The organism is Limosilactobacillus fermentum (assembly GCF_013394085.1).
GTDB lineage: Bacteria > Bacillota > Bacilli > Lactobacillales > Lactobacillaceae > Limosilactobacillus > Limosilactobacillus fermentum.
This window is the reverse complement of sequence record NZ_CP040910.1, coordinates 1,298,780-1,322,315: the sequence shown is the minus strand read 5'-3', so window position 1 is coordinate 1,322,315 and position 23,536 is coordinate 1,298,780. Positions and strand designations below refer to the sequence as shown.

Sequence of the window (23,536 nt, the reverse complement as noted above, 5' to 3'; positions counted from 1 at the left end):
AGGGGGTGCAATCGTGCGGTCGCTACAGGATTCAGTTGGTCAATTGAAGGGTGTAGGGCCCAAGACGGTGGAGAACCTAGCCACGCTAGGGATCAAAACGGTGGGGGATTTGTTAACCCACTACCCGTCACGCTACGATGACTTTGCCCCCACTGATTTAACCGTGGCTAAGGACAAGCAAAAGGTAACCGTTAAGGGGACGGTGGTTTCTGAGCCGCTGATGTCACGGTACGGCTACCGGCGCTCCAGGATGTCCTTTCGTTTGGTGGTTGGGCAAGCCGGGGTGGTCAACGTGGTGTACTTCAACCAACCCTACTTAAAGCAACAAGTTGAGCCCAACCACGACGTCACGGTACTGGGGACCTGGGACGCCCCCCGCCAGCAAATTCTGGGCACCAAATTAGTCGTTGCCGACAGTAAGGCCGAGGCAGTCGGGGCAACCTACCCGGCCAATAAGCACGTTCGCCAGACCACCCTACGGAAACTGATCCGGCAGGCCTTTGATCAGTACCAAAACGTGATCGCGACCCTCCTGCCAATTAGCCTGCGCCAACGCTACCAGCTGATGGAAAGGCGCGAGATGATCAAGCAGATGCACTTCCCCACCGACACCACGATGGCTGAAGCCGCCAAACGAACGGCCGCCTTTGAGGAATTTTTCTTGTTTGAGTTACGCTTGCAAGCGATCCGACGGGCGAACCGCAAGGAAGAGGGGCTCCAGATCCTCTATAATAACACGGAATTACGGGACTTTATCAAAACGATCCCCTTTGAGTTGACGGCGGCCCAAAAGCGGGTGGTCAATGAAATCTGCCGCGACTTGCGGGCCCCTTACCAAATGAACCGGCTTTTGCAAGGGGACGTCGGGTCCGGGAAAACGATTGTAGCGGCGATTGCGGTCATGGCGGCCGTCCTGGCCGGCTACCAGGTGGCCCTGATGGCCCCCACCGAAATCCTGGCCGCCCAGCACGCCGAAAAGTTGGCGAAGGTCTTTTCCGGTACCCACGTTGAGGTCGCCCTGTTGACCGGGGCTTTAACCGCTAAGCAACATGACCAACTGGCCAAGGCCATCAAGGCCGGTGACGTCAATTTGATCGTCGGCACCCACGCCCTGATTCAAAACGGGGTTGATTACGCCAACCTCGGTTTGGTAATCATTGACGAACAGCACCGCTTTGGGGTCAACCAACGCCAGCAGTTGCGTGAAAAAGGGGAGCACCCCGACGTCTTAGCGATGACGGCGACGCCAATCCCGCGGACCCTAGCCATTACGGCCTACGGGGAAATGGACGTCTCGGTGATCGACGAATTACCGGCCGGGCGCCAACCGATTAAAACCACTTGGCTCAAGGGAAACCAGGGGCAAAGTGCCCTGGACTTTTTGGATCAGCAACTAATGGCCGGCGCCCAAGCCTACGTTGTGTCGCCCTTAATTGAAGAATCGGAAAACTTGGACGTCAAAAACGCTACCGACCTCTACGCTAGGTTTAAGGAACACTTTGGTCCTACCTACCAAGTGGGGCTCTTGCACGGCCGGATGAATAACGACGAAAAAGCGGTGGTCATGAAGGACTTTCAAGCGGGCAAGGTGCAAGTGATGGTCGCCACTACGGTGATCGAAGTCGGGGTCGACAACCCCAACGCCACCGTGATGTTGATTTACGACGCCGACCGCTTTGGCCTGGCCCAGCTCCACCAGTTACGGGGACGGGTCGGCCGGGGTAAGCGGCAATCCTACTGCTTATTAGTGGCCGACCCTAAAACCGACGAGGGGAAGGCGCGGATGGAAACGATGGTCGCCACCACTGATGGCTTTGAAGTGGCCCAAAAGGACCTCGAGTTGCGCGGGGCCGGGGACGTACTGGGGGACCGCCAGTCCGGGATGCCCGATTTTAAGGTGGGTGACCCGGTGGGCGACCTCAAGATGCTTCAAATCGCTCGGGCAGACGCCGGCAACCTCCTGGCTACCCCGGGATGGGATCAAAAGGATGAAAACCAGCCACTGGTGTTGTACTTACAGCGTCACCAGTTAGAAACACACTTTGATTAGGAGAGAAGAGTTATGAAGATTGCAGTTGATGCCATGGGCGGAGACAACGCCCCAGCCGTTGTAGTGGAAGGGGTGGAACGGGCCCGGGACCGTTTTAAAGACATTGAATTCGACCTGTTCGGGGATCCCCATCAGGTTCGGCCCCTCATTAAGGACGCCACCCGGATTAATTTGATCGAAACGACGGAAATGATTGAGATGGGTGAAGAACCGGTGCGGGCCATCCGCAAGAAAAAGGATTCTTCGATCGTCCGGGCGGCCGTCGCCGTTAAGGAAGGCCAAGCCGACGCCTTCTTTTCGGCCGGCAACACCGGGGCCATTTTAGCGGCCGGGTTATTCATCGTTGGCCGAATCAAGGGAATCGACCGGCCGGGGTTGACTTCGATCCTGCCAATTGCCAAACCAGGCAGTGGGGCAAAGAACTTTGTTTACCTCGATTCCGGTGCCAACGCCGAAAGTAAGGAAAAAAACTTGCTCCAGTTTGCCCAACTGGGGCGCTTTTACGCCGAAAACGTCTTAGGGGTCAACAACCCGCGGATTGCCCTGTTGAATAACGGGACCGAAGAAGATAAGGGGGACCGCCTCCACAAGGAAGTTCACCAACAACTTAAGGCCCAAGGGGATCTAAACTTCGTGGGCAACGTGGAAGCGAGCGCCCTCTTGGCTGGGGAAGCCGACGTAATTGTCTCAGATGGGTGGACGGCCAATGCCGCTTTGAAGGCTACCGAAGGGACCGCCAAGATGATGTTGACCTTAATTAAAAACGGGATCGAAAACGGTGGGCTGCGGGCCAAGCTGGGCTACCTGTTCTTAAAGCCGGTTTTCAAAAAGATTGCCAAGTTGATGGGGACGTCAACCTATGGGGGCGCCGTCTTATTGGGGCTCAAAGCGCCGGTAGTTAAGACCCACGGTTCGGCTGATGCCTTAGCGGTTGAAAACACGATCGCCCAAATCCACACGATGATCGAAAGCAAGGTAATCGAAAAAACGGTCTCCTACTTTGGTCAGGTCCAATCTGAGGAAAACATAGACAAGCCAAGCAAAAACTAATAGAATAAGGTAGTTAGTTTAGATAAAAGAGGTATTGAAAGAATGGATAAGAAGGAAATCTTTGATACGGTCTCGTCAATCGTGGCCGACCACTTTGATGTCGATCGGGCCAAGATCACCGATGACCTGAATTTGAAGACCGACCTGAACGCGGATTCCATTGACTTTGTGGAGTTTGTTCTCGAGGTCGAAGACACCTTCGGCGCGGAAATTGAGGACAGTGAAGCTGAAAAACTCAGTACCATTGGTGAAGTGGTTGATTACATCGCCGCCCACCAAAAGGACTAACGCTGGTACGCTAAAAAAGGGGGTCGCGAAAACATATCGCGGCCTTTTTTTGCAAAACGGACCAAATAGATGGGTATTCGGTCTGTGATAAGGGGTCGTGGGCTCACGACCCCCTATCAGAGGCCCGATCAGAAAGGACGGACACGATGATTACACAATTGCAGGATTACCTAGCCAAAACCTACGGGATTCACTTTAATAACCCGGCGCTGTTGGCCGAAGCCTTTACCCAGGCCTCATACGTCAACGAGCACCCGCACGAGAACCTAAAGTACTACGAACGAATTGAATTTTTGGGGGACGCGGTGTTACAGCTCTTCGTCTCCGAATACATCTACCGCCGCTATCCGGAACTGCCCCAGGGGAAATTAACCCGGCTGCGGGCCGCCATGGTTTGCGAGGACTCCTTTTCTAAGTTTGCCAAGGAGTGCCACTTTGACCAGTACATCCGCCTGGGTAAGGGGGAGGAAATGGCCGGGGCGCGCAACCGGGCTAGCCTTCTGTGCGATATTTTCGAATCCTTTATTGGGGCCCTGTACCTAGACCAGGGACGCCAAGCGGTCGAACAGTTTATTCAAACCGTTATCTTCCCTAAGCTTGACCTGGGGTGGTTCGATCACGCCGTCGATGCCAAGACCAGCCTGCAGGAATTCCTGCAAAGAAACGGTGACGTGGCAATCGAATACGACCTCCTAAGCGAAGGGGGAACGGAAAACGACCCGGTCTTTGAAGTGGAAGTAACCGTTGACGGTAAAAAGGTTGCCACCGGCCAGGGAAGTTCCAAGAAGCACGCGGAAATGGAAGCCGCTAAACACGCCTTAGAAAAACTACGAATGGACAAGTAGGTGTTGATCACTCATGCGACTACTTTCACTAGAAATTGAAGGTTTTAAATCCTTTGCCGATAAGACCGTCATCGATTTTCGACCGGGGATGACCGGAATCATTGGGCCCAACGGGAGCGGGAAGAGTAACATTATTGAAGCCATCCGCTGGGTGATGGGGGAGCAGTCCGCCAAGACCCTGCGGGGGGATAAGATGGCCGACGTGATTTTCAACGGGGCGGCCGACCGCAAGCCCTTAAACCGGGCGCAGGTTAAGATCACCCTCGATAACAGCGACCACTACTTGGATTCCGAGTTTACCGAATTAACGGTGACCCGCCGGCTGTACCGGAACGGTGATTCCGAGTACCTAGTCAACGACCGGCCGGTACGGCTCAAAGACATCGTCGACCTCTTCATTGATTCAGGGATTGGGCGCGAGTCCTTTTCAATCATCTCCCAGGGGCGGGTAGCCGCCATTTTCAACGGGAAGCCAACCGACCGGCGGGAAGTGATCGAAACGGTAGCCGGCGTTGCCAAGTATAAGCAAAACAAACGGGCCGCCGAAAAACGGCTAGTTACCACCACTGATAACCTTAACCGGGTCAACGATATCATTGCCGAAATCAACGGGCGCTTGGCCCCGTTAGCCGAGGAAAGCGCCCTGGCCGAGGAGTACCTAGAGCAAAAGGGACGCCTGGACCGCCTGGATCGTACCCAAACGGTCCGCCAAACCAGGGCTAACCAAGCCCGGCTAAGCCAGGTTAACGAAAAGGTCGTCAAGGGCCGAGAGCTAACTAAGCAATACGATCAGGACGCCAACACCGCTAGTCAGCGCCAGGCGCAGCTAGAGGGACAACGGCGCCAATTACTGGCGACGCGCGATGAGCACCAGGCTAAGTTGCTAGAGGCGACCCAGGTGATCGCTAAACTCGAAAATCAACAGTCGCTCTCCTCGGTTCGCAAGGAACAGCGCCAGGCCGAACAGGACCGGTTGACCAAGCGGCAAAGCGACCTGACGGAACAACAACGGGCGCTGACGGACCAAATAACGGCGGTCAATGGCGAACTGACTAAGCGTAAGGAAGCCATCAAGGACCACCAGGCTCAGCTGCGTCAATTAAAGACGATGAGCGCCGAAGAGCGGGCCGCCCAGCTAGAGGAGACGATTGAAAACCTGCGCAACAAGCAAGTCGACTTGATGCAGGAACAAACGACGATTCAAAACAACCAACTCTTCTTAAAGCGGGATCACCAGCGTAACCAGAGCCAACAAGAAGCCGGGGCCGCCGCCCTCAGTGAAGCCAAGCAGAAGTTGGCCGAGCTAACGAAAGCGGCTAACCAACAGGCCACCGTTGCCCAAACGGCTGAGCAAACGGCCCAAGAGGTGGTACAGCGCTATAACCAGGAGCAGGCCAACCAAGCAAAACTCCAGCAGGAATACGAACAGACTTCCCGCCGGTGGTACCAAGCCCTGGGGGACGTTTCTTCCGCCGAGGGACGGATTAAAAGTTACCAATCAATGGCGGCCGATTACACCGGATACTACCACGGGGTTCAACAGGTGTTGCGTAAGCGCCAGGCCTACCCGGGCCTTTTCGGCGCCGTTAGCGAACTCCTGGAGGTGCCAAGTCAATATACGACGGCGATTGAAACCGTCCTGGGTGGGCAACTACAACAGTTAGTCGTTGACAGCCAGGCGACCGGGAAGCGGATCATTCAGGATTTGATCCAAAGCCGGGGCGGGCGGGTAACGATCCTGCCACTGGATAACCTACGTGGCGGTTTTGCCCCCCGCAACTTGGCCAAGTTAGTGACCATGCCCGGTTACGTGGGCCGGGCCGGGGAGTTGATAGCCTATGACGCTCGTTTTCAAGTCGTGGTCGACCAGCTCCTGGCCAGCACGGTGGTCGTTGACAACCTCGATCACGCCACTGAGATTGCCCGGGCCGGGCAGCACCAGGTTCGGGTGGTCACCTTAGACGGCCAACTGATCAACGCCTCTGGGGCCATGACCGGGGGGGCCAACCGTAACCAGCGGACGGGGCTACTTCGCCAACGCCAACAGTTGGCCGAGCTAGAGCAAGCCGTTAAACAGGCTCAGGCCACCGCCAGTCAGTTGGAAGCACAGGTTCAGCGCCTCCAACGGGCGCGTCAGGCCAGCCAGGTCACCCGCGACGAACTGGAACAAGAACTAGCACGGGCACGTAATGAGGCCGTGGAGCAGGGTAACCAGGCCCAGCGGCTTCAAGACCAGGTAACGGCCGCCGCCCAAACGGTTACGTCGCTGGAATACCAAACCAACCAACAAAGCAACCAGCAGGCTAACTACCAAAGCCGGATTCAAGAGGCAGCTTGCGAGGCCGCCCGGGTTGAACAAGAGTTGGCCGAGGTTAAGGAGCGGACCAGCCGGGCGCAAGAGCAGTTGACCGCCCTCCAGTCCAACGCCGCTAGCCAAAACGAACAGGTTCACGAGCTCAGCCAGTGGCTGGCCGTTGAAAAGACCCGCTTGGAACAGGACGAATCTCACCGTAGTGAGCTGTTGAAGCAACAAAGCGAGGTCCAAGCCGCCTTAGCGGAAACGCAAGGGGCGCTCGCGCAGTTATCTAAACAAGACCAAACGATGGACGCCGAACACGAGTCCAGCCAGGTGGCCTTAGAAGAATCCCGCGCCGCTCTCAAGGACCACCAAGCCGCCGTCGAAACCGTCACCGACCAGTTAGATCAAGTCGAAGCAGACTTGCGGCAGGCTAGCGAACGGGCCCAACGACTGCAGGACCTGCTCAAGGTGGCCTTAAGTGATCAAACCAGGCTGGCTGCCGAACAAGCTCATCTGGAAACGACGATTGATCAGGGCTTAAACCGCCTGAGCGAACGCTACCAGATGACCTTGGACGCCGCCAGTCAGGACATGGCGGACCTAGCCGACGAAGAGCTAGCTCGTCAAATCAAGCTCTTGAACCGTGGAATCGCGGACCTGGGGGAGGTCAACACCTCTTCGATTGCCGAATACAAGCAGGTTAAGGAGCGCTACGACTTCTTGAGTGGCCAGCAAGCTGACTTGGTGGCCGCCAAAGAGCAGCTCGAACAAACGATGACCGAAATGGATCAACAAGTCGAGACCCGCTTTATGAACACCTTCAAGCAAGTTTCGGCGGCCTTTAGTGAAACCTTCACCCAGATCTTTGACGGTGGCGAGGCCAAGTTGATCCTGACCGAACCAAGTCAGCCTCTGACGACCGGGGTTGACATTATGGCTCAGCCGCCTGGCAAGCGTAACCAGCGTCTATCCCTGTTATCAGGGGGGGAACGGGCCCTAACGGCGATCGCCCTTTTATTTGCGATTCTAAAGGTCCGGCCGGTGCCGTTTGCCATCCTAGACGAACCGGAAGCGGCCCTTGACGCGGTTAACGTTGATCGTTTTGCCCACTACCTCGATCGCTTCGGGGATCAGGGCCCGCAGTTCATTGTTATCACCCACCGTAAGGGAACCATGATGAACGCCGACGTCTTGTACGGGGTTACCATGCAAGAGTCCGGGGTTTCGCGGATGGTTTCCGTTGACGTCAACACCACCCTAGCACAGCACCAAGGATAGAAATGAGGGGATCACATGGGATTATTTGATATTTTTCGGCGCAAGAAGCGCGAGGAAGTCGACCAGTCAACCGAAGCAACGGCCCCGGTCAGTGCGGCTACTAGTCCACAAGACCAGGCACCGGTAGCAGAAGCCAGTTCGGCTACGACACTTGACCAGCCAGCATCAGAAAAAGAAGAGACGACCAGCGCGGCGCCGGTAGAGGAAGCGGGCGCAGAAACCGCGGCCCCCAAAGCTGACGACCAAGGGGAAGTGGCACCCGAAAAAGATGAAGCTGTTAGTGCTACACCAGAGCAAGCCGTTGAAGCTCCGGCGTCGGCGGAAGGGTCAGCCAGCGTCGCACCAGAGGAACCGGTAGAAGAAGTGGCCCCAACGGTGGTGGCTAGTGCGGTTGCGGAAGAACCGGCCGTCAGTGAGGAACCAGCGCCAAGTGATGCTAGTGACGTGGCTGAAGAAGGTAGTGACGATTCCGCGTCCGCATCCGTGGCCCCGGTAACGGCGGACTGGGTCAACCAGATCGCCAAACCGGAGCCCACTACCCCGGCTTCACCGACCGAGGTGATTGAGGCCCAAGAAGAACTTGAGCAACCCCAAAAAGAGGATCACAACCAAGCAGAAGACGAGCCGGTGCCACAAGGGGAACCAGCTGCAGAAGACGAAACGGAAAAGAAGTACGACCAGGGGCTGGAAAAGTCACGCAACGGCTTCGGGGCGCGGTTAAACCGTTTCCTGGCGAACTTCCGCCACGTCGATGAAGACTTCTTCGATGACCTCGAAGACATGTTGATCGAATCCGACGTTGGTTACGAAATGGCGATGAAGCTCTCCGATTCCCTGCGCGAAGAGGTCCGGTTGCAAAACGCCAAGAACAAGCAAGACGTGTCCAACGTGATCATCGAAAAGATGGTCGACCTCTACGATGAAGCCGGGGCTGGGGAACAAACTACCCTGACGATGGCCGATCAGGGTCCAACCGTGATCATGTTCGTGGGGGTTAACGGGGCCGGAAAGACGACCACGATTGGGAAGATGGCCGCCCGCTTTAAGGGCCAGGGTAAGCGGGTGCTTTTAGCCGCTGCCGATACCTTCCGGGCCGGGGCTACCGAGCAGTTGGAAGTGTGGGCCCAACGCGACGGGGTTGACATCGTCACCGGGCCGGAAAATAGCGACCCGGCGGCGGTGGTCTTTGACGCCGTGACCAAGGCCAAAAAGGACAATTACGACGTCCTCTTTGTCGACACGGCCGGCCGGTTGCAAAACAAGGTCAACTTAATGAACGAGTTGGCCAAGATGAAGCGAATTTTAACCCGTGAAATTCCGGACGCCCCGCACGAAGTCCTGCTGGTTTTAGACGCCACCACCGGGCAAAACGCCCTGACCCAGGCTAAGTTATTCAAGGAAACGACCGACGTGACTGGGATTGTCTTAACTAAGCTCGACGGGACCGCCCGTGGGGGGATCGTCTTAGCCATCCGTAACGAATTACACCTACCGGTCAAGTTCGTCGGGTTGGGTGAAAAGGTGAGCGACTTAGAAGAATTCAACGCCCAAGACTTCGTTTACGGGCTCTTCAAGGGGCTCGTGACGGTCGATTAGCAAGGAGGATTTGGTAATGGAACTCGAAAAAAACGAGCGGATCAACGCCCTCTTCGCCTTTTACCAACCCTTGCTAACGGCCAAGCAAAACGACTACTTGCAGCTTTACTACGCCGACGATTACTCGCTGGGCGAAATTGCCACCGAGTTTTCGGTATCGCGCCAGGCCGTTTACGATAACATTAAGCGGACCGAAAAGATCTTGGAGGGCTACGAGCAAAAGTTACATCTGTACGCGGAGTTTAAAGCCCGCAATCAGCAGGCCGATCGGATCCGTGATTACGTTTTAAGCCACTACCCGACCGATCAGACCCTGAGGGATTTAATTGACGGGATGGAGAACCTGGAAGCGAAGTAAGTTTGGTGAGTAGAAAAGATTAGAACAGCGACCAGGTTAGGAGAAGGGTTTTCTCTCAACCTGGTTTTGTTTTTGTGAATTTTCCGCCCCCTTGTTTAGATGGAGAAAACGGGGCGGGTGTAGTAAAATTAGAAATGGTTTTGGCAAAGTTGCCACACGAATTTGAAATTATTAGGGGAGAAACACATGGCATTTGAAGGTTTAACGGAACGCCTGCAAAAGGCAATGGAAAAACTGCGGCGTAAGCCCAAGGTGACCGAAGCCGATTTACGCGAAACGATGCGTGAAATCCGGCTCGCCCTGCTGGAAGCCGACGTTAACTTTAAGGTCGTTAAAGACTTCGTCAAGACGGTGCGCGAAAAGGCTGCCGGCGCGGAGGTTTTAAAGGGCTTAAATCCGGCTCAGCAAATCGTCAAGATCGTTAACGATGAACTGACCGAAATGATGGGTGAAACGGCAACACCCCTCAATAAATCCGCCCACATCCCGACCGTCATCATGATGGTCGGGCTGCAAGGGGCCGGGAAGACGACGACGGCCGGTAAGTTGGCCAAGCGCCTTAAAAAAGAAGAAAACGCCCGCCCACTCTTCATTGCGGCCGACGTTTACCGGCCAGCCGCCATTACCCAGTTGCAACAAGTGGCCGCTAGCATTGACGTGCCGGTCTTTGAAATGGGGACCGACGTCGATCCGGTCGAAATCGTGCGCCAGGGGATGGAAGTCGCTAAGGAAAAGCACAACGACTACGTGATCATTGATACGGCCGGGCGCCTGCAAATCGATGAACAACTGATGGAAGAACTGGCTAAGATCAAGGAACTCGCTAAGCCAGACGAAATCCTCCTGGTGGTCGACGCCATGACCGGGCAAAACGCCGTCAATACTGCCCAAGGGTTTGACGACCAGTTAGACATCACTGGGGTAGTCTTGACCAAGTTGGATGGGGACACCCGTGGTGGGGCCGCCATGTCCATCCGGGCCGTCACCGGTAAGCCAATTAAGTTTGTCGGTGAAGGGGAAAAGATGGACAACTTGGACGTCTTCCATCCAGACCGGATGGCCTCCCGGATCCTGGGGATGGGGGACATGATGACCCTGATCGAAAAGGCCCAGGAAAACTTTGACCAGGAACAAGCCACCCAGGCGATGGCTAAGATGAAGGAAAATTCCTTTGATTTCAACGACTTCTTGGACCAAATGGACCAGATCACTAAGATGGGACCGCTGGAAGACCTCTTGAAAATGATGCCGGGGATGGCCAACAACCCGGCCTTACAAAACATCAACCTGGACCCGAAGCAGTTCGCCCACATCAAGGCGATTATCTACTCGATGACCCCCGAGGAACGGGAAAACCCGGACATGATGAACCCAAGCCGGCGCCGGCGGTTAGCAGCCGGGTCCGGGCGGCCAATCGTTGAAGTCAACCGGATGATCAAGCAGTTTAATCAAATGCGCAAGATGATGCGCCAGGTCACCAACGGGAACCTCAGCGGGATGGAAAACCTGATGGGCGGCCAGATGCCAGGCGGTCGCCTCGGTAAGTTGGCGATGAACCGGATGGCCCGGCAAATGAAGAAGAATAAAAAGAAGCGCCTGAAGAAAAAGAAGCGCTAAGAAAAAAATCGTGGAAATCCACGATTTTTTTAGTTAACGACAAAATACGTCCAGGTCGTTTGCAATAATAGAGAATAATAGAGAGTGAAAGGAGGAATTGAAAATGTTAGTAAAAGTGACACTACAATCAGACGCCGATGACTACCGGGACTTACTGGTCGCTAATCTGAAACAAGATGGCGCCGGGCTCAAGGACTTCCCGCGCCAGGGCTTTACCCCCATGTATAAGGAGGAAGACCTCAAGCTGGGCGATTGGGTGCTAGTACCCTTTCAAGCGCACGGTGAAGCTGAGAAGATTTTGCCGGCCGTGGTAATTGAAATCGTCGACAAACCGGAGGCAAGCTTTTCCTTTAAGATCAAGGAGGTTTTTGCCACCTTCACGCCTAGTTCGGCCACCATTAAGGAAGCGCAAAAACGGGTCACCGCCGACCTCTTTGCCAAGGCCGCACGCCGGGCCGAATTCTTGAAGCGGTTGGAAAAGTACCGCAAGTTAGCCAAGGACGACCCGGCGATGGCCGAACTGGTCAAGCAGTTGGAACAACTAGATGTTGACGGGAACTGGGAGGACCTGTTTGACTTTATGGTGGACCAACCAGACCCAGACCTAATCGTCTACTAGACTACTTGTTAATCAAACGATCACCAGTTAGAATGGGAGGAAAACGCAGAGGAGTTTGGTTTTGGGAGGAATCAGAATGAAAAAAACACTCTTATTGGGAACGCTAACGGTGGTCGCATTGGGATTGACGGCGTGTGGGAGTACGCCGTCTGGGCACCAAAAGACAAGTAGTGCTTCAAGTTCGACTAAGCAGGCGCAGACCAGTTCTAGCCAGATGTCAAAAGTCACTTCAACGAGCAGCGCGCCCAGCAGTAGCAAACAGCAAACCTACACGGATGCCGAGTACGCCCTGATGGCCTACGAAAAACTCGATGGGCAGGGAATGGCCAATTTACATAGCAATTCCGACAGAATGAACTGGTACCAAAAGGACAACAAGTTTTCAGTCGACTTCGGGGGTCACAGCACGACCATGACCGTCAATAACAACGACGTCTTGGTTGCCTACGACTCAGCGACCAGCAACGGGATGGGGGAGAAGAACGCCAGTGTCAACTACACCAAGGCCGAGTTGGCTAAGGAATACGGGCAGTACAAGGACACCTTAGACCAGTTGATCGCCACTGGGACGATGCACGCCCAGCAACGGGATGGGGCCGGTTCGACGAGTAGCGCCAGTTCTAGTTCGGCTAGCGTTAGTCAGGAAGCGTTGAACAAGACCTATACGATCATGGGTCATACCTTTAAGCCGGTCTGGGCAGATGATTATAAGTCATGCGTTTTGGTTGGAACGGATGGGGAAGGTGAGGCCGCTGAATGGGCGCCGAACGCCATTGGTTACTCGGTTGAAGAACGTAAGCAGGGAATGGAACAAGTAAGTGAAGCTTATAAGGAACTCTACGGAAAAGACTAAACTAAACAAAAAACGCTCGCCACTGGGGGGAGCGTTTTTTTATTCCAGTTTATAGCCAAAGCCGCGGACGGTCGTTAGGTGGACGGGCTTTTGCGAATCGTCCTCCAGTTTGTCGCGGAGGTGGGAAACGTGGATGTCCACGATTCGTGAGCTCCCCAGGATATCGTAGCCCCAAACCCCGTCAAGTAGTTGCTCGCGGGACAAGACTTGGCCCTGGTGGTCGGCCAAAAAGGCTAAGAGTTGAAATTCCTTGCGGGTCAGGCTAACCTCTTGGCCGGCCTTGGTGACCCGGACTTTTTTTGGATCGATTTCCCAGTCGCCGATCTTAATCCGGTCTTCAATGATTGGTTCATCGTCATCATCATTGGTGGTGGCGTCTTCATCGGCTACCGTGGCGTGTTGGTAAAGCCAGCAGCGTTGTTCGATTAGTGGTCGTAAAACGTCGTGGGCGAGGTCTTTTTCCAATACGTCGTCGACCTTGGCCCGGAAAAGCTTGCGTCGCTGCCGGTCATCGAGGTTGGGTGAGAAAACCAGCAGCGGGCCGTTTTGCTGGTGGCGGATCAGGGTCATGGTGGCGATGGTGGTGTCTAAGTTGGTGGCAGCCAGGTCCCACAAAATACCGGTGTAGGAGTTTTGCTCGAGGTTAACCACCAGGGCGGTAGCGGTGGTGACCCGGTCGAGGTCCCAGTGCTGGTGGTGGCAAAAGTGGGCTAAATCGGTCGCAAAGGTTTGATCCTTAGTCATGAGCAGAAAGTTTTTGATGATCGTTCCCCCCTGAATTTACAAAAGCTTTACACGATGAAGGTGGAAGGTTTACATGGCCTTGTTAAATTATAGTAGAAATGCGAGGGCGGATGGTCGGCACCCGTCAGCCCCCGAGGCGTCGCGTAACCCGGCACGGTTAGGCAGGGCGCCCAGAGTTAGACTAAGAAAAGTTTACAATTGTCATTATAGCACCATGCTTACCCGGCGGGGGGAAATCGGCCGATTTGCCGCCTAGGGTGATGGTTGTAAGCCAAACGAGAGGATTTTGATAATGAAGAAGATCATTGGGGGCCTTGGGGTCATATTGGTGCTCTTGCTCGGTTGGGGCTGGTTTTCCGCCCGGGGCAATGGCGCCACCATCACCAAGGTGACTGACGTGGGATCAACGGCCCTGCAACCCTTGGCAGAAGCGGCGATCCCTGGTTTTAATAGGACCAACCCGGACGTTAACATCACCGTTCAGGGTGGGGGCTCGGGGACCGGCTTATCCCAGGTTCAGGCCGGCGCCGTTGACATCGGGAGCTCCGACGTTTTTGCCGCCCAGCAAAACGGGATTGACGCCAACAAGTTGGTTGACCACATTGTGGCCGTGACCGGGATTGTCCCGATTGTGAACCCTAAATTAGGGGTGGACAACCTATCGATGAGCCAGCTGCGCGATATTTTTGCTGGTAAGATTACTAACTGGAAAGAGGTCGGTGGCCCGGACGAAAAGATCACCGTCATCAACCGGGCCTCCGGTTCCGGGACCCGGCTGGCCTTCGAGCAAGTGGTGATGGACGGGCAGGAAACCATGAAGGCCCAGGAACAAGATTCCAACGGGACGGTTAAGCAAATTGTTTCTAACGTCCCCGGAGCGATTTCCTACGTTTCCTCGGCCTATTTAAATGACCAGGTCAAAGCCCTGACGATTGACCACGTCATCGCCACCAGTGAAAACATCAGCGATAACAAGTGGAAACTGTGGTCTTATGAGCACATGTACACCACTAAACACGCCAAAAAGGCGACCTTGGATTACATCAAGTACCTGCAGTCCAGCGATGTTCAATCCCACTTGGTCAAAGAAGCCCGCTACATCTCGATTCACGATATGAAGGTCCAACGGGATGCTAACGGGGTCGTCACAAAGATAGGAGAGAAGTAATGAACGATTGGGAAAAGCGATTAACTGGTCCCTCCAAGGAAACCAATCAGGAGCGGCTAGGGCGGGTGTTGACGACCCTGTCGATCACCGTGATTGGCTTGCTGGTGGTGACCATCCTGGTCTTTTTAGCTAGCAAGGGGCTGTCCTTATTCTTTAAGTACGGGGTCAACGTGTGGGACTTCTTGTCCGGCACCGATTGGTCACCGAAGAAGGGCTTTTACGGCGCCCTGCCAATGATTGTAACCTCCTTTGGGGTGACGATGATGGCCGGGGTCGTAGCCCTGCCATTAGCCCTGATGGTAGCGTTGGCGGTAACGGAAATTTTGCCAGCCACCTTCCGCAAGGTCACCCAGCCGGTGATTGAACTGTTGGTCGGGATCCCGTCAGTTGTATACGGGTTCGTCGGTTTGACGGTGATCATCCCGGTCTTGCGCCAGTGGTTTGGCGGCACCGGGTTTGGGATGCTAGCGGCCACGGTCGTCTTGTTCTTGATGATCGTCCCGACGATGGTCTCGATGACGATCGACACCCTGCTAGCGGTACCGGAATCCTACCGGATGGCCTCGCGGGGTCTCGGGGCGACCAGGTGGCAGACCATTTACCGGACCATTTTACCGAGCGCGACCGGGGGAGTCTTGACGGCGATGATCTTCGGGATGGCCCGTGCCTTTGGGGAAGCCCTGGCGGTGCAAATGGTGGTCGGGAACGCCTCGATTATGCCAACTAGCCTGATGAGCTCGGCGGCCACCCTGACCTCGGTCTTGACCACCGGGATCGGGAACACGGTCATGGGGACCGCGGCCAACGACGCCCTGTGGTCCCTGGCCCTGGTACTGTTAGTGATGTCACTGTTCTTTAACCTGGCCATGCGCCTGGTCAACCGCAATAAGGAGGGCTAGCATGAACCCACAAAAAAGTGACCGGCTGGCGACCGGCGTGATCCTTTTCTTTGCCGCCATTGTGAGCCTGATCGTGTTAACCCTGGTGGTTTACCTGCTGGCGATTGGGTTGCCCCACGTTTCATGGCACTTCTTGACCAGCCCGGCCAGTTCCTTTACGGCCGGCGGGGGGATTCGCGACCAGCTCTTTAACTCCTTTTACCTGGTCGTCTTAACCCTGATCGTTTCGGTGCCGTTATCCTTGGGGGCGGCCATTTACCTGAGTGAGTACGCGCCGCAAAACCGGCTCACCAATACCCTGCGGTTGGCAATCGAAGTCCTTTCGTCATTGCCATCGGTGGTAGTTGGCTTGTTTGGGTACCTGGTCTTCGTGTTGCAATGGAAGATGGATTTCTCCCTGTTGGCCGGGGCACTCGCTTTGACGATCATTAACTTACCGTTGTTGACCCGTTCGTGTGAAACCGCCCTGTCTCAGGTGCCCTTCTTGCAACGCCAAGCGGGTCTGGGGCTGGGGATGGCCAAGTGGCGGGTGACAACCCGGATCGTGGTGCCAGCTGCCTTGCCGGGGATCATGACCGGGGCGATTTTATCGGCCGGCCGGATCTTCGGGGAGGCCGCCGCTTTAATCTACACGGCCGGGCAGAGCTCGATCAACGTTTCTTACAGCAACTGGAACCCGTTCAGTCAAACGAGTTTTCTAAACCCGATGCGCCCGGCCGAAACCCTAGCCGTCCACATCTGGAAGCTCAACACCGAGGGACTGATTCCAGACGCAACGGCGGTCTCGGCCGGAGCCGCCGCCGTCTTAATCCTAGCCATTTTGGCATTCAACCTCTTGGCCCGCTTCGCCGGTAGCCTGGTTGCTAAGCACTTCCGTCAATAAGGAGGAACAGTAATGGAAGAAAACATTGCACTTGAATTAAAGGACGTTTCCGTGGCCTACGGGGCCGAACCGACCGTTCACAACGTCTCAATGAAGTTCAAGAAAAATCAGGTGTCGGCCTTGATCGGGGCCTCGGGGTCTGGGAAGTCGACCCTCTTGCGGAGCATTAACCGGATGAACGATGGGATTGCCAACGTCACCGGGCAAATTCTCTTTCATGACGTCGACATCAACCAACCCAAGGTTAACGTCTACAAGGTCCGCCAAGAGATCGGGATGGTCTTTCAGCAGCCGACCCCGTTCCCGATGTCGATTTACGAAAACGTCATCTACGGCTTGCGTTTGACCGGTGAAAAGGATCGTCAGGTGCTAGACCAGCGGGTCGAAGAGAGTTTAAAGCAGGCCGCCTTGTGGGAAGAAGTTAAGGACCGCTTGAAAGTTAGCGCCCTTTCTCTTTCCGGGGGTCAGCAACAGCGGCTGTGCATCGCCCGGACGCTGGCCACCCGGCCCGAGATCATCTTGATGGACGAACCGACCAGCGCCCTGGACCCGATTTCAACCACCCAGATTGAAGCCACGATGATGGACCTCAAGAAAAACTACACCATCATCATCGTGACTCACAACATGCAACAGGCCTCACGGGCTTCTGACTGGACCGCTTTTATGCACCAAGGAAAGCTGATAGAATTTAACCAAACGACGGAAATCTTTATGAATCCACACGAACAAGCAACCAATGACTACCTCAACGGGAAGTTTGGCTAAAGGGGGAAATAACAATGGGTGTAATTTTTGACGAAGAATTAAAGAAACTGCGGACCCGTTTTATGGAAATGGGGATCGACGCTTCCGAGCAGATTTATAAGGCGGCCAAGGCCTTTACCGATCACGATAGCGCCCTGGCCCGGGAAGTGTTGGCCACGGACGCCCAGATCAATGACGAAGAAATCAGCCTGGAAAAGCGGGCCCTTAAGCTAATGGCCCTGCAACAGCCGTTGGCCAGCGATTTTCGGAAGATCATTTCGATTTTAAAGGCCTCTAACGACGTCGAACGGCTGGGGGATTACGCCACCCACATCGCCCGCTCCGCCATCAACTTCGACAAGAAAAACCACAACGGTGAGATCGAAAAAGAAATTGAAAAGATGACTGAGATTGTGCGCCAGATGCTGGAAAAGGTGATGGACGCTTACGTTTACACCAACGAAAAGGCGGCTTACGAAGTAGCGGACCAGGACTTGAAGGTCGACATGATTTACGTGACCGAACAAAAGCGGGTCTTAGCGGCGATGATGAAAAACCAGGCGGCGATTCCAGCCCTGGAAACCTACATGACCGTTATTCGGAACCTGGAACGGGCCGGCGACCACATCGTTAACCTGGCCGAGTGGGTCATCTACATTGGCGCTGGGAAGTTAGTCGAATTAAATCCCGGCAAGACCGACCCGGACCTGGTTAAGCGTAAGCTAGGTGAAGCTAAGTAGGCAATGTCGTAGGGGCGCCTAACCATTAACCAGAAAAATTTCCGAGGCTGTCAAGAAAAACTACTTTACAATCCTTGGAAAACTTGGTATATTATTACCTGTTAGAAAAAAGGTTAAGGAGGTGTCACTATGTCAGTCAAGATTCGTTTAAAGCGGATGGGTTCCAAGAAGCGTCCATTCTACCGGATCGTTGTTGCCGACTCACGTTCACCACGTGATGGTCGCTTCATCACTTCTCTTGGTACTTACAACCCGCTGACCACGCCAAAGCAAGTTAAGTTCGACGAGGACGCTGTGATGGAATGGTTACAAAAGGGTGCGCAACCTTCCGACACTGTTCGCAACATGCTGCAAAAGGCCGGTGTTATGAAGAAGTACCACGAAGCCAAGTACGCTAAGAAGTAATGGTGTGATCGGTCATGAAAGAGGTTGATTTTAAGGGGCTAGTGGTTGCCTTAGTGGCACCGCTAGTGAAACACCCTGAGGCGGTCAAGGTAGAAGAAGAAAATACTTCTTGCTACCATCAGTTCCGGGTGACCGTTGCGTCTACGGATACTGGCCGGGTGATTGGCCGTCAAGGACACGTTGCCGCAGCTTTGCGGACCATTGTCGAAGGGGCTCGTGATAAGCGGGTGAATGACAAGAAAATTCGGCTGATCATTCATGACCACCGTCATTAGAAAACTCCCACAAGCCTTTGTGGGAGTTTTTTTGAAAGCGGGCAAGGAAACACGTTCTTTTAAGGACGTGATGAATTGCCTTTTTTTGTACATTAAGGTAGATAAAAGAAAGAGGAACGAGCGAATGGAACTCTATACGGTTGGAAAAATCGTTAATACCCACGGCATTCGGGGGGAAGTCAAGGTGGTCGCAACCACCGACTTCGTTGATCAACGCTTTGCCGATGGCGCCACTTTATACCTGGTGAAAAAGGATCAAGCGCCCGTCGAATTGACGGTGGAACACGCCCGAATGCACAAGGGGCTGGTGTTGGTTAAGTTTAAGCAGTTCAATAACATTAACGAAGTCCAACACTTCCGTGACGCCGAGTTAAAGGTGGCGGATCAAGACCAAGCGGAATTAGAAGAGGGGCAGTACTACTACCACCAAATCATCGGCTTGACGGCGGAAACCGTTGACGGCCGGGTGCTGGGGAAGATCAAGGAAATCCTGGCCCCGGGTGCTAACGACGTCTGGGTGGTCGACCGCGAACAAAAGACCGACCTCTTGTTGCCGGTGATCGATGACGTGGTTAAAGAAGTCGACTTAGCTGGTGGCAAGGTGATCGTGGAACTCTTGGAGGGATTGGAATAATGCGGATTGATATTTTAAGCCTCTTCCCGGACATGTTTGACGCTACGTTGGGTCAATCGATCGTGGGACGGGCCCAAGACGATGGCTTTGTTGATATTAAGGTGACTGATTTTCGCCAGTACACCACCGATAAGCACCGTCACGTTGACGATGCCCCCTTTGGTGGGGGCGCCGGGATGCTTTTGCAAGCTCAGCCAATCTTTGACGCCATGGACGCCATTGAACAAGAAACCAAGGACACTTATCCCAAGGGCCGCGTGATCCTGATGGACCCGGCCGGGCGGCGCTTTGACCAGGACTTTGCCATGGAACTGGCCCAAGAAGAACACCTGACCTTTATTTGCGGTCACTATGAGGGCTATGACGAACGAATCCGCCAGCTGGTGACCGACGAGGCCTCCTTGGGGGATTACGTTTTGACCGGGGGTGAATTGGCCGCCATGGTGATGGTGGACGCCACCGTCCGCTTTGTTCCCGGGGTGTTGGGGAACATGTCTTCTCCGATGGGCGACTCGTTTTCCAACGGGCTGCTCGAATACCCGCAGTATACCCGTCCGGCTGACTTCCGGGGGATGAAGGTGCCGGAGGTCTTGACCAGCGGTAACCACGAAAAGATTCGGGAGTGGCGGATGCGTGAATCATTGAAACGAACGCTAGAACGGCGCCCCGATTTATTAAAAAACGCCAAGCTGAGTCGGGAACAACAGATCATCTTGCAAGACCTCAAGCTCGACTTGGATCCGGACGCACCGAAGTAGGGGGCCCAGCGTGAAAAAATTAATCGCTCGTCTCTTAAAACAAGAGGACCCCAGCGTCTACCAATTAAAGGACGGCCAACTGGAGCCAACCCTACGCACCATCGACTTAATTGGCCTAGGGACCGGGATGGTGGTCGGAACCGCCATCTTCACCTTGCCCGGGATCGTGGCTGCCGAACACACCGGCCCGGCTGTGCCGTTAGCCTTCATCGTGGCGGCCATCGGGGCTGGACTGTCGGCCCTGGCCTACGCAGAAACCGCCTCGGTACTTCCCTTTGCCGGCTCGGCCTTTTCTTGGATGAACGTCTTGTTCGGCGAATTCTTTGGTTGGATTGCCGGCTGGGCCCTATTAGCCGAGTACTTTATCTCAGTTGCCTTTGTCGCCTCCGGCTGGTCGGCTTACATGCAGGGCTTTCTCGCTTCGTTTGGGATTAAACTGCCCACCGCCCTGACCGGGGGCTTTAACCCTGCCAGTGGTTCGTACGTCGATATTTTCGCCGCCATCGCAATCTTAGCAGTTGGTTGGCTTTTATCCCACGGGGTCCACCAGGTCGCCCGGATTGAAAACACGATCGTCGCCATTAAGCTCTTGGTGATCATCCTCTTCATCGTGGTCGGGGCGACGGCCATTCACACCCAAAATTACCACCCCTTTATTCCCGCACACCGGCCGGGAACCACGTTTGGCGGCTGGACCGGGATTATGGCCGGGGCCTCGCAGATCTTCATTGCCTACGTTGGCTTCGATGCAATCGCGGCCAATACCGCTGAAACCAAGAATCCCCAAAAGACGATGCCGCGTGGTTTGATCGGCACCTTAGTTTTGGGGACTGGCTTTTTCATCGTCGTTTCGCTGGTCTTGGTGGGGATGTTTAAGTACTCGCGCTACGCCAACAATGCCGAACCAGCTGCTTGGGCTTTGCGCGAGTCTGGCCACTACCTGACCGCCAACCTCTTATCCGTTGTCGCCTTGATCGGGATCTTCTCGGCCTTGATTGCCATTTTACTGGCCTCCTCACGGCTAATTTACGCCTTTGGCCGTGACGGGCTTCTGCCGTCTTTCTTGGGTCACGTCGACGCCAAGCGGGTGCCAAACCGAGCCCTGTGGACGATCACCGTGTTGGCGATGATTTTGGGGTCGATTTTTCCCTTCACCTTCTTAGCAACCTTAGTGTCGGCCGGAACCTTGGTGGCCTTCATCTTCGTTTCGCTGGGGATTTACGCCCTGCGGCGCCGCGAAGGGAAGGACCTACCCGAAGCCCAGTTCAAGATGCCGGGTTACCCGATCTTGCCGGCGGTATCGGTGATCTTTTCGGCCGTCATCTTTTGGAACTTAAACGTCGATGCCAAGTGGATGATGGTCGGTTGGTTTGCCATCGGCCTGCTAGTCTACTTCTTGTATGGGATTCGCCACTCCACCTTGGCTAAGAAGGGCTAAATTCCGTTTGCAATTTAGCGGGAGAAATGGTACATTAGTTGTTGGCTATGTAAGCCGCATAAACGGTATTCCGCTGGTTCCAAGGGAATTAATGAATGTCGGCGAAAGGAAAGAAATATTATGCGTCAAAATCAATTGATCGAAAAGGTAACTGCTGGTCAGTTACGCAGTGACATTCCGGCCTTCCGCGCCGGTGACACCGTTCGGGTACACGCCCTCATCGTTGAAGGGACCCGCGAACGTGTTCAGATCTTCGAAGGGGTTGTTATCAAGCGCCACGGTGCTGGTATCTCCGCTACCTACACGGTACGTAAGATCAGTAACGGGATTGGTGTTGAACGGACCTTCCCACTTCACTCACCACGGGTGGAAAAGATCGAAGTTGTACGCTACGGTCGTGTACGCCGTGCTAAGCTCTACTACCTCCGTGAACGGACTGGTAAGAGTGCCCGCATTGCTGAACGTCGTCGCGACAAGTAAACTCTTGACTAGGTCAATGCCTACTAAAGAGACTGGAATTTGTTCCAGTCTCTTTTTTTTATGGGACGAATTTACAATTGAAGTGCAACAAGTAAGAAGAAAATAAAAAAGAACTCATAGCCTGAGTCCTGTAAAATGAAGTCACCACAACAAACATCTAAAGGAGATCTTAGGCTATGAGTTCGTACAACCATCTTACCTTAAAAGACCGAGAATGCATACTATTAGGCGTCACTTTGAAGGACACCTATCAAGTTATTGCGCAGAGGGTTGGGTGTTCTAAAGCCACCGTATCGCGCGAGATCAAACGCAATGGCGGTCGTAAGGCTTACTCAGCCGTCAAGGCCCAAGAGAACTATCAGGGACGTCGACTAAAAAGCCGACGTCCTAGGCTTCTAACTAACTTGAAGTTACGGGATTTTATCCTTCACTGTATTGTTCAACGTCAGTGGTCCCCGGAACAGATTTCAGGTCGTTTAGCCCACGAAAACAGCGAATGGCGTATCAGTTATAACACCATTTATCGTGGGATTGAACGCGATAATTTAGGCATCAAACGTAAGAGTCACGGGGCTCGTGGCTTTGCCCGTAAGCTCCGTCACCGTGGTAAAACCCGAAAGGTCAAGGGAACCATTAAGGAACGTCGAGGACGATTTAACGACGTCCCTTCCGTTCATGAACGCCCGGTTTCATGTGAGAATCGAAGCCGGTTTGGTCATTGGGAAGGTGATACAATTCGCGGTAAAACCGGGCGTTCAGCCCTGGTAACCTTAGTGGACCGTAAATCTCGGTATTTATTATCTCAGCGCGTTCTCAAAGTAAACGCCAAGAACGTCACACAAGCGATGATTGACCTCCTGCATACCGTAACGCCTAAACGCGTTCGGACGCTTACGCCGGACCGTGGAACTGAATTCGCAGGATACCGTGAAGTTAGCCAAGAACTAAGCATTCCAGTCTATTTTCCCGATCCCCATGCGCCCCAACAACGGGGAACCAATGAGAATACCAACGGGCTTATCCGTGAGTATTTCCCCAAAGGAACCGACCTAGACCAACTAACTGATCAAGATATCGACAAGTTTGTCAGGGATTTAAATCACCGACCACGTAAGGTCTTAGGCTGGAAGAGTCCATTTGAAGTTTTCTTCGGGACAAAGTTGCGCTTGATTTGACAATTCGTCGGAAATTTGGGCTTTTTTTGGCTAGCGACATGATATGTCAAAGTGGTGTGGGAGAATAGTCATTAAGGGAGGTGGTAGTAAAGAAAAGGCGGAATGAAATTTGATAAAAATTTTGCTATAATACAAAAGTTATGTGAAAGCGATTTTAAAACAATTGGGGATTGAGTAATGAAAGAACTATCTAAACAAGTTAAGGCACTCTGGGGGAAAAAGAGCAACGTTGATGGTCAAGAACTGTGGCAACCTCTAGTGGTGCACCTCTAGAAACAGTAGAAGAAGTTCAAAAGCGATTAGATTTTCAATTGAAAACGGTCTATTTTTGCGTTAT

Annotated in this window: 23 protein-coding genes; 22 read left to right on the top strand and 1 reads right to left on the bottom strand. The window is 54.0% G+C overall.

Translation table 11 applies throughout. The features are described 5' to 3' along the window. The first annotated feature begins 13 nt into the window (after positions 1-13). From recG to FG166_RS06520, 10 genes are all read left to right on the top strand, one after another. Positions 14-2,050 (top strand): ATP-dependent DNA helicase RecG, encoded by a 2,037-nt coding sequence (gene recG, locus FG166_RS06565; RefSeq protein WP_003683853.1) that lies wholly within the window; start codon positions 14-16, stop codon positions 2,048-2,050. Between the two features lie 12 nt (positions 2,051-2,062). Continuing rightward, positions 2,063-3,100 (top strand): phosphate acyltransferase PlsX, encoded by a 1,038-nt coding sequence (gene plsX, locus FG166_RS06560; RefSeq protein ID WP_003683856.1) that lies wholly within the window; start codon positions 2,063-2,065, stop codon positions 3,098-3,100. A 42-nt stretch (positions 3,101-3,142) separates the two neighbouring features. Beyond that, complete coding sequence (acpP, locus tag FG166_RS06555; protein WP_003683858.1) at positions 3,143-3,388, top strand: acyl carrier protein; 246 nt, start codon at positions 3,143-3,145, stop codon at positions 3,386-3,388. 146 nt (positions 3,389-3,534) lie between these two features. Next, positions 3,535-4,233 (top strand): ribonuclease III, encoded by a 699-nt coding sequence (rnc, locus tag FG166_RS06550; RefSeq protein ID WP_003683860.1) that lies wholly within the window; start codon positions 3,535-3,537, stop codon positions 4,231-4,233. 13 nt (positions 4,234-4,246) lie between these two features. Further along, positions 4,247-7,810: a chromosome segregation protein SMC gene (gene smc / locus FG166_RS06545; protein WP_003683862.1), complete on the top strand. Its 3,564-nt coding sequence runs from the start codon at positions 4,247-4,249 to the stop codon at positions 7,808-7,810. A 15-nt stretch (positions 7,811-7,825) separates the two neighbouring features. Then, the gene (gene ftsY / locus FG166_RS06540; protein WP_003683864.1) at positions 7,826-9,406 is read left to right on the top strand and encodes a signal recognition particle-docking protein FtsY; all 1,581 of its coding nucleotides are present in this window, start codon (positions 7,826-7,828) and stop codon (positions 9,404-9,406) included. A gap of 16 nt (positions 9,407-9,422) precedes the next feature. After that, on the top strand, positions 9,423-9,764 hold the full coding sequence (locus FG166_RS06535) for a putative DNA-binding protein (protein ID WP_003683867.1): 342 nt from the start codon (positions 9,423-9,425) through the stop codon (positions 9,762-9,764). 186 nt (positions 9,765-9,950) lie between these two features. Beyond that, positions 9,951-11,381 carry a signal recognition particle protein gene (gene ffh, locus FG166_RS06530; protein WP_003683870.1) on the top strand — a complete coding sequence of 477 codons (1,431 nt, stop codon included), beginning with the start codon at positions 9,951-9,953 and terminating at the stop codon, positions 11,379-11,381. Positions 11,382-11,484: 103 nt separating this feature from the next. Continuing rightward, entirely contained in the window at positions 11,485-12,000 is a 516-nt protein-coding gene (locus tag FG166_RS06525; protein ID WP_003683873.1) for a hypothetical protein, read from the top strand. Between the two features lie 76 nt (positions 12,001-12,076). After that, positions 12,077-12,853, top strand: a complete 777-nt coding sequence (locus tag FG166_RS06520; RefSeq protein ID WP_021349786.1) for a hypothetical protein — start codon at positions 12,077-12,079, stop codon at positions 12,851-12,853. Between the two features lie 39 nt (positions 12,854-12,892). On the opposite strand, the gene FG166_RS06515 is transcribed toward FG166_RS06520, so the two are convergent. Next, complete coding sequence (locus tag FG166_RS06515; protein WP_003683877.1) at positions 12,893-13,597, bottom strand: winged helix-turn-helix transcriptional regulator; 705 nt, start codon at positions 13,595-13,597, stop codon at positions 12,893-12,895. Positions 13,598-13,889: 292 nt separating this feature from the next. On the opposite strand from FG166_RS06515, the gene FG166_RS06510 reads away from it, so the two are divergent. From FG166_RS06510 to FG166_RS06455, 12 genes are all read left to right on the top strand, one after another. Beyond that, the gene (locus tag FG166_RS06510; RefSeq protein WP_003683878.1) at positions 13,890-14,765 is read left to right on the top strand and encodes a phosphate ABC transporter substrate-binding protein; all 876 of its coding nucleotides are present in this window, start codon (positions 13,890-13,892) and stop codon (positions 14,763-14,765) included. Beyond that, positions 14,765-15,664, top strand: coding sequence for a phosphate ABC transporter permease subunit PstC (pstC, locus tag FG166_RS06505; RefSeq protein ID WP_003683880.1), 900 nt, complete (start codon positions 14,765-14,767; stop codon positions 15,662-15,664). Before FG166_RS06510 ends, pstC begins: the two co-directional genes overlap by 1 nt. A 1-nt stretch (position 15,665) precedes the next feature. Continuing rightward, positions 15,666-16,547, top strand: coding sequence for a phosphate ABC transporter permease PstA (pstA, locus tag FG166_RS06500; RefSeq protein ID WP_003683883.1), 882 nt, complete (start codon positions 15,666-15,668; stop codon positions 16,545-16,547). Between the two features lie 12 nt (positions 16,548-16,559). Further along, positions 16,560-17,315, top strand: coding sequence for a phosphate ABC transporter ATP-binding protein PstB (pstB, locus tag FG166_RS06495; protein WP_003683884.1), 756 nt, complete (start codon positions 16,560-16,562; stop codon positions 17,313-17,315). 14 nt (positions 17,316-17,329) lie between these two features. Further along, complete coding sequence (gene phoU, locus FG166_RS06490; RefSeq protein WP_003683886.1) at positions 17,330-18,034, top strand: phosphate signaling complex protein PhoU; 705 nt, start codon at positions 17,330-17,332, stop codon at positions 18,032-18,034. A gap of 129 nt (positions 18,035-18,163) precedes the next feature. Then, positions 18,164-18,439 carry a 30S ribosomal protein S16 gene (rpsP, locus tag FG166_RS06485; protein ID WP_003683887.1) on the top strand — a complete coding sequence of 92 codons (276 nt, stop codon included), beginning with the start codon at positions 18,164-18,166 and terminating at the stop codon, positions 18,437-18,439. Between the two features lie 14 nt (positions 18,440-18,453). Continuing rightward, positions 18,454-18,714 (top strand): KH domain-containing protein, encoded by a 261-nt coding sequence (locus tag FG166_RS06480; protein WP_003683889.1) that lies wholly within the window; start codon positions 18,454-18,456, stop codon positions 18,712-18,714. 124 nt (positions 18,715-18,838) lie between these two features. Beyond that, entirely contained in the window at positions 18,839-19,348 is a 510-nt protein-coding gene (rimM, locus tag FG166_RS06475) for a ribosome maturation factor RimM (protein WP_004563245.1), read from the top strand. Next, positions 19,348-20,106, top strand: coding sequence for a tRNA (guanosine(37)-N1)-methyltransferase TrmD (gene trmD, locus FG166_RS06470; RefSeq protein WP_003683893.1), 759 nt, complete (start codon positions 19,348-19,350; stop codon positions 20,104-20,106). The genes rimM and trmD overlap by 1 nt, the downstream gene beginning before the upstream one ends. A 10-nt stretch (positions 20,107-20,116) precedes the next feature. Beyond that, complete coding sequence (locus FG166_RS06465) at positions 20,117-21,544, top strand: APC family permease (protein WP_003683895.1); 1,428 nt, start codon at positions 20,117-20,119, stop codon at positions 21,542-21,544. A 120-nt stretch (positions 21,545-21,664) separates the two neighbouring features. Then, positions 21,665-22,024, top strand: a complete 360-nt coding sequence (rplS, locus tag FG166_RS06460) for a 50S ribosomal protein L19 (protein ID WP_003683897.1) — start codon at positions 21,665-21,667, stop codon at positions 22,022-22,024. 176 nt (positions 22,025-22,200) lie between these two features. Then, entirely contained in the window at positions 22,201-23,199 is a 999-nt protein-coding gene (locus FG166_RS06455) for an IS30 family transposase (RefSeq protein WP_014562466.1), read from the top strand. Positions 23,200-23,536 lie beyond the last annotated feature (337 nt).

What these genes read in the sequence shown, in the direction of transcription:
- rnc (WP_003683860.1), top strand. Translation starts at nt 3,535, where the DNA reads ATGATTACACAATTGCAGGATTACCTAGCCAAAACCTACGGGATTCAC.
- rpsP (WP_003683887.1), top strand. Translation starts at nt 18,164, where the DNA reads ATGTCAGTCAAGATTCGTTTAAAGCGGATGGGTTCCAAGAAGCGTCCA.
- FG166_RS06525 (WP_003683873.1), top strand. Translation starts at nt 11,485, where the DNA reads ATGTTAGTAAAAGTGACACTACAATCAGACGCCGATGACTACCGGGAC.
- ffh (WP_003683870.1), top strand. Translation starts at nt 9,951, where the DNA reads ATGGCATTTGAAGGTTTAACGGAACGCCTGCAAAAGGCAATGGAAAAA.
- ftsY (WP_003683864.1), top strand. Translation starts at nt 7,826, where the DNA reads ATGGGATTATTTGATATTTTTCGGCGCAAGAAGCGCGAGGAAGTCGAC.
- FG166_RS06515 (WP_003683877.1), bottom strand. Translation starts at nt 13,597, where the DNA reads ATGACTAAGGATCAAACCTTTGCGACCGATTTAGCCCACTTTTGCCAC.
- plsX (WP_003683856.1), top strand. Translation starts at nt 2,063, where the DNA reads ATGAAGATTGCAGTTGATGCCATGGGCGGAGACAACGCCCCAGCCGTT.
- FG166_RS06510 (WP_003683878.1), top strand. Translation starts at nt 13,890, where the DNA reads ATGAAGAAGATCATTGGGGGCCTTGGGGTCATATTGGTGCTCTTGCTC.
- FG166_RS06480 (WP_003683889.1), top strand. Translation starts at nt 18,454, where the DNA reads ATGAAAGAGGTTGATTTTAAGGGGCTAGTGGTTGCCTTAGTGGCACCG.
- phoU (WP_003683886.1), top strand. Translation starts at nt 17,330, where the DNA reads ATGGGTGTAATTTTTGACGAAGAATTAAAGAAACTGCGGACCCGTTTT.
- smc (WP_003683862.1), top strand. Translation starts at nt 4,247, where the DNA reads ATGCGACTACTTTCACTAGAAATTGAAGGTTTTAAATCCTTTGCCGAT.
- acpP (WP_003683858.1), top strand. Translation starts at nt 3,143, where the DNA reads ATGGATAAGAAGGAAATCTTTGATACGGTCTCGTCAATCGTGGCCGAC.
- FG166_RS06520 (WP_021349786.1), top strand. Translation starts at nt 12,077, where the DNA reads ATGAAAAAAACACTCTTATTGGGAACGCTAACGGTGGTCGCATTGGGA.
- rplS (WP_003683897.1), top strand. Translation starts at nt 21,665, where the DNA reads ATGCGTCAAAATCAATTGATCGAAAAGGTAACTGCTGGTCAGTTACGC.
- pstC (WP_003683880.1), top strand. Translation starts at nt 14,765, where the DNA reads ATGAACGATTGGGAAAAGCGATTAACTGGTCCCTCCAAGGAAACCAAT.
- pstB (WP_003683884.1), top strand. Translation starts at nt 16,560, where the DNA reads ATGGAAGAAAACATTGCACTTGAATTAAAGGACGTTTCCGTGGCCTAC.
- trmD (WP_003683893.1), top strand. Translation starts at nt 19,348, where the DNA reads ATGCGGATTGATATTTTAAGCCTCTTCCCGGACATGTTTGACGCTACG.
- rimM (WP_004563245.1), top strand. Translation starts at nt 18,839, where the DNA reads ATGGAACTCTATACGGTTGGAAAAATCGTTAATACCCACGGCATTCGG.
- pstA (WP_003683883.1), top strand. Translation starts at nt 15,666, where the DNA reads ATGAACCCACAAAAAAGTGACCGGCTGGCGACCGGCGTGATCCTTTTC.
- FG166_RS06455 (WP_014562466.1), top strand. Translation starts at nt 22,201, where the DNA reads ATGAGTTCGTACAACCATCTTACCTTAAAAGACCGAGAATGCATACTA.
- FG166_RS06535 (WP_003683867.1), top strand. Translation starts at nt 9,423, where the DNA reads ATGGAACTCGAAAAAAACGAGCGGATCAACGCCCTCTTCGCCTTTTAC.